Genomic DNA, 10,215 nt, shown 5'->3' with positions numbered 1-10,215 from the left:
GAGGAAATATAACATCCATGATCATTGAATCGATAGAGCTTAAGAATTATCGCAACTATGATGAATTACATATGGATTTTAGTCCGGGGACTAATATACTCTATGGGGACAATGCCCAGGGGAAAACCAATGTCCTGGAAGCGATCTATGTCTGTGCTACGACAAAATCCCACAGAGGCAGCAAGGATAAGGAAATTATACAGTTTGACAGGGATGAGTCGCATATCAAGCTAAACGTCAGAAAGAATGACATTCCATACCGGATTGATATGCATCTTAAAAAAAACAAGGCCAAAGGTGTAGCCGTAAATGGAGTTCCCATCCGTAAGGCAAGCGAGTTATTTGGAATCGTCAACGTTGTATTTTTTTCTCCTGAAGACTTAAATCTCATAAAAAACGGACCGGCAGAAAGACGTCGGTTCATTGACATGGAATTATGTCAACTTAATAAGCTGTATGTACATTCATTGGTCCAGTATAACCGGATTGTGATTCAGCGAAACAAACTGTTAAAAGATATGGCATTTCGTCCGGACTATGAGGAAACATTGGATATATGGGATATGCAGTTGGTTCAGTACGGGAAAGAGATTATTCTTTACCGAAAGGAATTTGTTGAGAGACTGGGAATGATGATTGAACCCATCCATCTGAACCTTTCAGGTAATAAAGAATCATTGCGGATTCTTTACGAGCCGAATGTAGAGGCAGATTCCTTTGAAGAAACTCTAAGACGAAGCAGAAGTCAGGATCTCAAGCAGAAAACCACTTTGACAGGCCCCCATAGGGACGATATTAGTTTCATGGTTAATGGCATTGATATCAGGCGGTTCGGTTCTCAGGGACAGCAACGGACGGCAGCTTTATCATTAAAACTAGCAGAAATAGAACTGGTAGAAAATATTGTACATGATTATCCGATTCTTTTGCTGGATGATGTATTGTCTGAACTGGATAGCAGCAGGCAGAATCAATTACTGGCAGGAATTAATCATATACAGACCGTTATTACATGTACAGGTCTGGAAGATTTTGTAAATGACAGGTTTCAGATTGATAAGATATTTAAGGTAATAAACGGTACTGTAGACAATGAAAATTAACGATTCAGGAGGAAACGTACAAATATGAGTCAAGAATATGGTGCAGATCAAATCCAGATATTAGAGGGGCTTGAGGCAGTAAGAAAGAGACCCGGTATGTATATCGGCAGTACATCAATCAGAGGACTTCATCATCTGGTATACGAAATCGTAGATAACGCGGTAGATGAGGCTCTCGCAGGATACTGCGACAGCATAGAAGTAGTCATTCATAATGACAACTCCATAACAGTTGTGGATGACGGACGTGGAATCCCTGTAGGAATTCAAAAAAAAGCTGGAATCCCCGCTGTTGAAGTAGCATTTACCATCCTTCATGCCGGCGGAAAGTTCGGCGGTGGAGGATACAAGGTATCCGGTGGACTTCACGGAGTAGGTGCATCAGTTGTAAATGCTCTTTCTGAGTGGCTGGAAGTAGAGGTCCGTACGGAAGGAAAGATCTATAAGCAGCGTTATGAGAAGGGTAAAACCATGTATCCTCTGAAGGTAATTGGAGATTGTTCTCCTGATGAGCATGGAACTACCGTAACATTCCTTCCTGATAAAGATATTTTTGAGGAAACGGTTTATGATTATGATACTTTAAAAGTACGTCTTAGAGAAACTGCTTTCTTGACTAAAAACTTAAAAATTATTCTTCGTGATGAGAGAGAAGAATCGCATGAACATGTATTTCATTACGAAGGCGGAATTAAGGAATTTGTCACCTACTTAAACAAAGGGAAAACACCTCTTTACGATCAGGTATTTTACTGTGAAGGAACAAAAGATGGTGTATATGTGGAAGTTGCCCTGCAGCACAATGATTCTTATACAGAGAATATTTACAGCTTTGTAAATAACATCAATACACCAGAAGGCGGAACTCATCTGGTTGGATTTAAGAATGCGCTGACAACTACGTTAAATGATTACGCCAGGAAAAATAAGCTGTTAAGAGAAAGCGAAACCAATCTATCCGGTGAAGATATCCGTGAAGGTATGACAGCTATTATCAGTGTAAAGATCGAAGAACCGCAGTTTGAAGGACAGACCAAACAGAAGCTTGGAAACAGTGAAGCAAGAGGTGCGGTAGACGGACTTTTAAGAGAACAGCTGACCTATTATCTGGAGCAGAATCCTGGAATTTCAAAAACGATCTGTGATAAATCCATACTGGCACAGAGAGCCAGAGCAGCAGCCAGAAAGGCAAGAGATTTAACCAGAAGAAAAACAGCCCTTGAAGGTATGGCACTTCCAGGTAAGCTTGCAGATTGTTCTGATAAGAATCCAGAAAAATGTGAGATCTATATCGTCGAGGGAGACAGTGCCGGCGGCTCTGCAAAGACAGCCAGGTCCAGAAATACCCAGGCCATTCTTCCTTTGCGTGGTAAGATTCTAAACGTGGAAAAAGCCAGACTGGATAAGATTTACGCAAACGCGGAAATCAGAGCCATGATTACAGCTTTCGGAACTGGTATTCATGATGATTTTGATTTAAATAAATTAAGATACCATAAAATTATTATCATGACGGATGCCGATGTAGACGGTGCCCATATCAGTACCCTGTTATTGACCTTCTTATACAGGTTCATGCCAGATCTGATCAAAAAAGGTCATGTATATATGGCACAACCGCCTTTATATAAAATTGAGAAAAATAAAAGAGTATGGTATGCTTACAGCGATGAAGAACTGAATTCTATCTTAAAAGAGGTGGGAAGAGACAATAACAATAAGATTCAGCGCTACAAAGGTCTGGGAGAGATGGATGCAGAACAGCTTTGGGAAACCACCATGGATCCGGAAAGAAGAATTCTTTTAAGAGTGAATATGGATGAAGATTCCCAGTCCGATATGGATTTAACATTCTCAACTCTGATGGGTGACCAGGTAGAACCAAGACGTGAATTTATCGATGCGAATGCCAAATACGTACAGAATCTTGATATTTAATTGGAGGAAATAAAATGGAACCAAATATCTTTGATAAAGTTCATGACGTGGACTTAAAAAAGACCATGGAAAAATCGTATATCGATTATGCCATGAGCGTCATTGTTTCCAGGGCGCTGCCGGATGTCCGAGACGGATTAAAACCGGTTCAGAGAAGAGTCCTGTATTCCATGATAGAGCTCAACAACGGTCCGGATAAGCCACATCGTAAATGTGCCCGTATCGTTGGTGATACCATGGGTAAGTATCACCCTCATGGTGACAGCTCTATTTACGGAGCCCTGGTTAATTTAGCACAGGAATGGTCCACCAGATATCCTCTGGTAGACGGGCATGGAAACTTCGGTTCTGTGGATGGAGACGGCGCAGCTGCCATGAGGTATACGGAAGCCCGTTTAAGTAAGATTTCCATGGAAATGCTTGCAGATATTAATAAAGATACCGTTGATTTCAGTGCGAACTTTGATGAGACAGAGAGAGAACCAGATGTGCTTCCCTCCCGTTATCCCAATCTTCTGGTTAATGGTACATCAGGCATTGCAGTAGGTATGGCTACCAATATTCCTCCTCATAATCTGAGAGAGGTTATCGGAGCCGTTGTAAAAATTATAGATAACCAGGTGGAAGAAAACAGAGAAACCACGATGGAAGAGATTCTGGATATTATTAAAGGACCAGACTTCCCTACAGGTGCAACCATCCTGGGAAAAAGGGGCATTGAAGAAGCTTTTCGTACAGGAAGAGGTAAAATTCGTGTAAGAGCAGTCAGTGATATCGAAGCGATGCCTAACGGAAAGAGCCGTATTATCGTAACAGAACTTCCTTACATGGTGAATAAGGCACGTCTGATTGAAAAAATTGCCGAACTGGTAAAAGATAAAAGAATTGATGGTATTACGGATCTGCGTGACGAATCAGACCGTACCGGTATGAGAATATGCATCGAACTTCGCCGTGACGCAAACTCCAATGTTATTTTAAACCAGCTGTTAAAGCATACCCAGCTTCAGGATACATTTGGTGTAAATATGCTGGCGCTTGTAAAGAATAAATCTGGTGTACTGGAACCAAAAGTATTAAATGTGGTCGAGATGTTAAAATACTACCTGGATCACCAGAAAGAGGTTGTAACCAGAAGAACTAAGTACGATTTAAACAAAGCAGAAGAACGGGCCCATATCTTGGAGGGCTTGCTGATTGCACTGGATAATATTGATGAAGTGATACACATCATCAGAGCTTCCCAGAATGTTCAAATTGCAAAAGCAGAACTTATGAACCGTTTCGGTTTAAGCGATCCTCAGTCTCAGGCTATCGTTGATATGAGATTAAGAGCTCTTACCGGTCTGGAAAGAGAGAAACTGGAAAACGAATACAAAGAGCTTGAGATAAAAATTGCTGAATTAAAGGCCATCCTTGCAGATGAGAAAAAGCTTCTGGGAGTAATCAAAGAGGAGATCAGCATCATTTCCGCAAAATATGGAGATGACAGAAGAACCTCCATTGGCTTTGATGAATTCGATATGTCCATGGAAGATTTAATTCCTGAAGAGAATACCATTGTAGCAATGACGAAACTTGGTTATATCAAGAGAATGTCCGTAGATAACTTTAAGAATCAGAACCGGGGAGGAAGAGGTATTAAGGGCATGCAGACCATCGATCAGGACTACATCGAAGATCTGATTATGACAACAACTCATCACTATCTCATGTTCTTTACCAACACAGGAAGGGTATACCGGTTAAAAACATATATGATTCCGGAAGGAAGCCGGACCTCCAGGGGAACAGCAATAGTTAATCTCCTTCAGATGCTTCCGGGAGAAAATATCACAGCCATTATTCCAATGAAAGAATATGATGATGGCAAGTTCTTATTCATGGCTACCAAAAACGGTATGGTTAAGAAAACCCCGATAATGGATTACGCCAATGTTAGAAAGAATGGTCTTCAGGCAATTGTTCTCCGTGAGAATGACGAGTTGATTGAAGTAAAATCTACTGATGATACGAAAGATATATTCCTGGTTACCCAAAAAGGTCAGTGTATCCGGTTCCACGAAAAAGATGTACGCGTTACAGGCCGTGTTTCCATAGGTGTAATCGGTATGAAGCTGAACGATGATGATCAGGTGGTCGGAATGCAGATGGATTCTCAGGGACCAAAACTATTAATTGTTTCTGAAAACGGAATGGGCAAGAGAACTCCTATTGATGAATTTACTCCTCAGCGGAGAGGCGGAAAAGGTGTTCTGTGCTATAAGATTACAGAGAAAACAGGAGATATTGTAGGAGCTAAACTGGTTCAGGATGATCATGACCTGCTTCTCATTACAACAGAGGGTATAGTAATCAGGATATCGGTGAATGATATTTCTGTTATTGGCAGAAATACATCTGGTGTTAAACTGATGAACATTGATCAGGATTCCGATATCTTTGTTGCAAGCATTGCAAAAGTCAGGGACGACGGAAGTAAATCCGAAGGAGAAGGTTTAGATGAACTGGATCTGGAAGATTCAGAGGAAATTCCGCAGACAGACGAAATCTCTGGTTCAGAGGATATTTCTAATTCAGAAGAATAAAAGTAACACGAACGAAGACTCAGGCTGCAGTAATAGATAGTTTACTGCAGCCTGAGACTTTTTCTTTCATACGAAAAAAGGAGGAACACAAACTTGGGAACGGACCCGGGCGCGGCTCAGATTACCGCACAGATTTTATTGCTCATTGCCCTTACCATAATGAATGCATTTTTTGCAGGGGCAGAAATGGCCGTGGTTTCGGTCAATAAAAACAGAATCCGCATGTTGGCAGACGGCGGAAACAAAAAAGCAACACTCATTCAGAAGCTTTCAGAAGATTCCACAGGATTCTTATCAACCATCCAGGTAGCAATTACATTTGCAGGTTTTTTCTCAAGTGCTTCAGCAGCAACCGGTATTTCCCAGGTTCTGGGAAATAAGTTGGATTTACTTAGAGTACCTTATGCAAGAGGGTTATCTATGGTGGTAGTCACGATTATTCTTTCATACTTTAATCTGGTTTTCGGCGAACTGGTACCAAAACGAATTGCCCTGCAGAAGGCAGAACAATTCAGTCTTTTCGCAGTAAGACCCATTTATATTATATCGAAAGTTATGTCACCGTTTATCAGGCTGTTATCATTATCAACCAATGGTGTTTTAAGATTACTTGGAATGAAAATGGAGAATCTGGAGGAGGAGGTTTCAGAAGAAGAGATCAGATCCATGCTTCAGACCGGAAGGGAAAGCGGTGTATTTAACAAGATAGAAGAACAAATGATTAAATCCATCTTTCTCTTTGATGATAAAAAAGCAAGGGAAATTATGATTCCAAGACAGGATATGGTAACCATTGATATTGCTCAGCCCATGGATCAGGTACTTCATGAGATATTAAATACCAGGCATTCCAGAATTCCTGTCTATGAGGGTGAGTCTGATAATATTATAGGAATATTATCAATGAAGGATTTTTCAATAAAAATGAGCAGGACGGATCTGGAAGATATCGATATCCGAACAATACTTCAAAAACCATATTTTATACTGGAAAATAAGAAAACCGACGATCTGTTTCTTGAAATGCAGAAAAATAATCGTAAGATGGCTGTATTAATCGATGAATACGGAGGGGTCACAGGTCTTGTAACAATGGAAGATTTAATTGAAGAGATTGTGGGAGATATTTATGATGAATATGAAGAAGCTAAACCACAGCTCACAGAACTGGAGCCATTCGTATTTCGTGTATCAGGAAGTATTTCACTTTATGATCTTGAAGAGATTCTACATGGAAAAATTAATACTACCTGCGATACACTCTCAGGATATTTAATAGAATCATTGGGCTATATTCCAATGGAAGACCAGATTCCCATGGAATTGGAGGATGATAAAAACCACTATACCATTCTTAAACTAGAAGATCGTGTAATTCAAGAAGTTATAATACGTATAAAAGATAAAAATGAACCGTGACCTTATTTTCTGTATCCTGCCCTTGACAATTACATGACAAATTGGTAAGATACGAACTGAAACTACAATTATTACAGATAAAGATGCAAGATTTATGAGAATGGGGGATTAGCATGACAAGTGAATTTGCAGTAGCTGTTCACGGACTGGTATATCTGGATCAGAGGAAAATTACCACATCCAGTGAAGAACTGGCTTCCAACGTCTGCACCAATCCTGCCCGCATCAGAAAAGTTATGGCAAAGCTGAAAAAGGCAGGTATCATTGCAACAAAAGAAGGTCTGGAAGGAGGATATCATCTGATTGGAGATCCGGATACGATAAATCTGAAGCAGATATGCGATGCACTTGATGTAGCCTTTGTATCGTCTTCCTGGAAATCAGGAGATGTAAACAAGCACTGCATGGTAGCTTCCGGGATGTCCGGAGTGATGGATGAGATCTATGGAGAGCTGAATGATATATGCAGAAACAGAATGGAACAGATTACGATCAGTGATATTCATGAAAAATTAATCCGGAATCGGCTTAAGATATAGTAAGAGTAAGCAAGAGGGAGTGGTGAATGCCATTCCCCTTTTTTTATCTTGATTTCGTTATATGATTCGTATATGATTAAGTAAGGGCAGGAGAAACAATTATCTGGAGGATACCATGATCAGAACCGTAAGAGCAGAAGAAATCACAAAGAATATTAAAGAAATGTGCATAGAAGCAAATCATGTTCTGTCAAAGGATATGGAAGAGCTGTTTATTCAGTCAGCTAAAAAAGAGAATTCCATTTTGGGAAAACAGATTTTAGGACAGCTGAAAGAAAACTTAGAGATAGCAAGAGAAGATCACATTCCCATATGCCAGGATACCGGTATGGCTGTCATATTTTTAAAAATCGGGCAGGATGTACATATAGAAGGAGACAACCTGACTGATGCAGTAAATCAGGGGGTTCGAGAAGGATATGCAGAAGGTTATTTAAGGAAATCTGTAGTAGAACCAATAGAACGGATTAATACAAAGGATAATACACCAGCAGTAATACATTATGAGATTGTACAGGGAGATGAGATTGATATCACTGTAGCTCCAAAAGGGTTTGGAAGTGAAAATATGAGCCGTGTTTTTATGTTAAAACCCGCTGATGGACTGGAGGGAGTAAAGGAATCCATACTTACAGCAGTAAAGGAAGCAGGACCTAATGCATGTCCCCCAATGGTAGTAGGCGTTGGAATTGGCGGAACATTTGAAAAGTGCGCCCAGATGGCAAAGCATGCACTGACCAGAGATTTAAATGATAAACCCTCCGTTCCTTATGTAAGAGAACTGGAAAAAGAAATGCTTGATAAGATCAATAAACTGGGAATCGGCCCTGGAGGATTAGGGGGAACCGTAACTGCGCTGGCAGTCAATATAGAGACCTATGCGACCCATATAGCAGGCCTACCGGTAGCTGTTAATATCTGTTGCCATGTAAACAGACATGTTCACAGAATCTTATAGGAATAAATCAGATAAGGGAGGAAAACATGGATTATCATATAAAAGCTCCAGTCAGTAAAGAAGATGCACAAAAATTAAAAGCTGGAGATTATGTTTATCTTACAGGAACTATCTATACAGCCAGAGATGCTGCACATAAAAGAATGAAAGAGGCACTGGATAATAAGGAAGCACTGCCGTTCGATATAAAAGGTAATATTATTTATTATATGGGGCCATCACCGGCAAGAGAGGGGCGCCCCATTGGATCTGCAGGACCCACAACAGCCAGCCGTATGGACAGGTATACGCCCCAGCTTTTGGATCTTGGACTTGGTGCGATGATAGGAAAAGGAAAAAGGAGTAAGGAAGTAATTGATGCAATCGTAAGAAATCAGTCTGTTTATTTTGCTGCAGTTGGCGGAGCAGGTGCTCTTCTTTCCAAATGTATTGATTCATCCAAAGTAATTGCTTATGAAGATCTGGGAACAGAGGCAATCAGATGTCTGGAAATTAAAGATTTCCCCGTAATCGTAGTGATTGACAGCGAAGGAAATAATCTATATGAAACTGCGCTTACACAATACAGAGAGGAATAGACCAATCCATGAACCGAATTTTCTATATGGTAGTAAGAAATTTTCTCCGTGTGCCCTTATGGTTTTATAAAATAAGGAAGATGGGTATTAAGCAGGAATATTACCCTCACAAAGAACGGTATGAATATATTCGTAATGTAATAAAGAAAGTAAATAAATCAGGACGTGTGGAAATCATCGTCCATGGTGCTGAAAATATCCCCTCCGAAAACGGTTTTATACTCTTCCCCAATCATCAGGGCTTGTTTGATATGCTGGCAATTATGGAAGCCTGTCCAAAACCTTTAAGTGTGGTTGTTAAAAAAGAGGCCGCTAATCTAATTCTGGTTAAGGAAGTGGTAAAAGCTCTGGATGGTTTCTATATAGACCGTCAGGACATTAAAGCTTCATTAGAGATTATATCCAGAATGACAGAAGGGGTAAAAGAGAAAAAGAATTTTGTTATCTTTCCAGAGGGGACCCGCAGCAGGGAAGGAAACCGATTGCTGCCGTTTAAAGGAGGTACTTTTAAAAGTGCGGTAAATGCCTGCTGTCCGATTGTACCAGTTGCATTAATTGACAGTTTTAAACCCTTTGATGAGAATTCCTCCAGAAAACAGAAGGTGGAAGTCTGCTTTCTAAAACCCCTGTATTACGAGGATTATCAGAAGTTAAAGACCACTCAGATTGCAGAATTGGTGCATGATAAAATACAGGAAGAAATAAATCAAAAAATGGGTTGACAAGTCGAATTATATTTTGTATAATTGTCAATGCGTCTGGAAAGGATATACTTGATAGACGGATCATACGGAGATTAAGAACTACGGAGAAATACTCAAGAGGCCGAAGAGGCGCCCCTGCTAAGGGTGTAGGTCGGGTAACCGGCGCGAGGGTTCAAATCCCTCTTTCTCCGCTCATTTCCAAATGATTATTTTTTTCTCTTGTACGGTGAAAAAAGTGGTTGACAGATAAATGAAACCATGGTACTATATACCAGCTGTCAAAAAACAGTGAAAGAGATAAAAAAGAAAATAAAAAAAGTTGTTGACAAGACAGAAACAACATGATATACTAAATGGGTTGCTGTTGAGAAAGATAACAACAAAAAGC

Annotated in this window: 8 protein-coding genes and 1 tRNA gene; all 9 read left to right on the top strand. The window is 40.1% G+C overall.

The annotated features are described in order from the left end of the window. Positions 1-1,103 (top strand): DNA replication/repair protein RecF (recF, locus tag RZO55_RS21565; RefSeq protein WP_369293247.1); only part of this gene is annotated, 1,103 nt, incomplete at its 5' end. Between the two features lie 24 nt (positions 1,104-1,127). Then, the gene (gyrB, locus tag RZO55_RS21560) at positions 1,128-3,041 is read left to right on the top strand and encodes a DNA topoisomerase (ATP-hydrolyzing) subunit B (protein WP_318066329.1); all 1,914 of its coding nucleotides are present in this window, start codon (positions 1,128-1,130) and stop codon (positions 3,039-3,041) included. 14 nt (positions 3,042-3,055) lie between these two features. Beyond that, positions 3,056-5,629, top strand: coding sequence for a DNA gyrase subunit A (gyrA, locus tag RZO55_RS21555; protein WP_318066328.1), 2,574 nt, complete (start codon positions 3,056-3,058; stop codon positions 5,627-5,629). 93 nt (positions 5,630-5,722) lie between these two features. Further along, the gene (locus RZO55_RS21550) at positions 5,723-7,048 is read left to right on the top strand and encodes a hemolysin family protein (RefSeq protein ID WP_318066327.1); all 1,326 of its coding nucleotides are present in this window, start codon (positions 5,723-5,725) and stop codon (positions 7,046-7,048) included. A gap of 113 nt (positions 7,049-7,161) precedes the next feature. Further along, positions 7,162-7,587: an RrF2 family transcriptional regulator gene (locus tag RZO55_RS21545; RefSeq protein WP_318066326.1), complete on the top strand. Its 426-nt coding sequence runs from the start codon at positions 7,162-7,164 to the stop codon at positions 7,585-7,587. A gap of 115 nt (positions 7,588-7,702) precedes the next feature. After that, positions 7,703-8,545 carry a fumarate hydratase gene (locus RZO55_RS21540; RefSeq protein WP_336624344.1) on the top strand — a complete coding sequence of 281 codons (843 nt, stop codon included), beginning with the start codon at positions 7,703-7,705 and terminating at the stop codon, positions 8,543-8,545. A gap of 26 nt (positions 8,546-8,571) precedes the next feature. Next, positions 8,572-9,123, top strand: coding sequence for a Fe-S-containing hydro-lyase (locus tag RZO55_RS21535; RefSeq protein ID WP_318066325.1), 552 nt, complete (start codon positions 8,572-8,574; stop codon positions 9,121-9,123). 80 nt (positions 9,124-9,203) lie between these two features. Continuing rightward, positions 9,204-9,845: a lysophospholipid acyltransferase family protein gene (locus tag RZO55_RS21530; RefSeq protein ID WP_336624343.1), complete on the top strand. Its 642-nt coding sequence runs from the start codon at positions 9,204-9,206 to the stop codon at positions 9,843-9,845. 85 nt (positions 9,846-9,930) lie between these two features. Next, positions 9,931-10,018: transfer RNA gene (locus RZO55_RS21525), tRNA-Ser, on the top strand. Positions 10,019-10,215: the final 197 nt, after the last annotated feature.

This window comes from Clostridium boliviensis (genome assembly GCF_033342255.1).
Classification (GTDB): domain Bacteria; phylum Bacillota; class Clostridia; order Lachnospirales; family Lachnospiraceae; genus Lacrimispora; species Lacrimispora boliviensis.
Note: the sequence above shows the minus strand (reverse complement) of the source record. Positions and strands in the feature narration are given on the sequence as shown.

Coding starts and splice junctions, on each gene's coding strand:
- gyrB (WP_318066329.1), top strand. CDS start 1,128: ATGAGTCAAGAATATGGTGCAGATCAAATCCAGATATTAGAGGGGCTT.
- gyrA (WP_318066328.1), top strand. CDS start 3,056: ATGGAACCAAATATCTTTGATAAAGTTCATGACGTGGACTTAAAAAAG.
- RZO55_RS21545 (WP_318066326.1), top strand. CDS start 7,162: ATGACAAGTGAATTTGCAGTAGCTGTTCACGGACTGGTATATCTGGAT.
- RZO55_RS21540 (WP_336624344.1), top strand. CDS start 7,703: ATGATCAGAACCGTAAGAGCAGAAGAAATCACAAAGAATATTAAAGAA.
- RZO55_RS21535 (WP_318066325.1), top strand. CDS start 8,572: ATGGATTATCATATAAAAGCTCCAGTCAGTAAAGAAGATGCACAAAAA.
- RZO55_RS21530 (WP_336624343.1), top strand. CDS start 9,204: ATGGGTATTAAGCAGGAATATTACCCTCACAAAGAACGGTATGAATAT.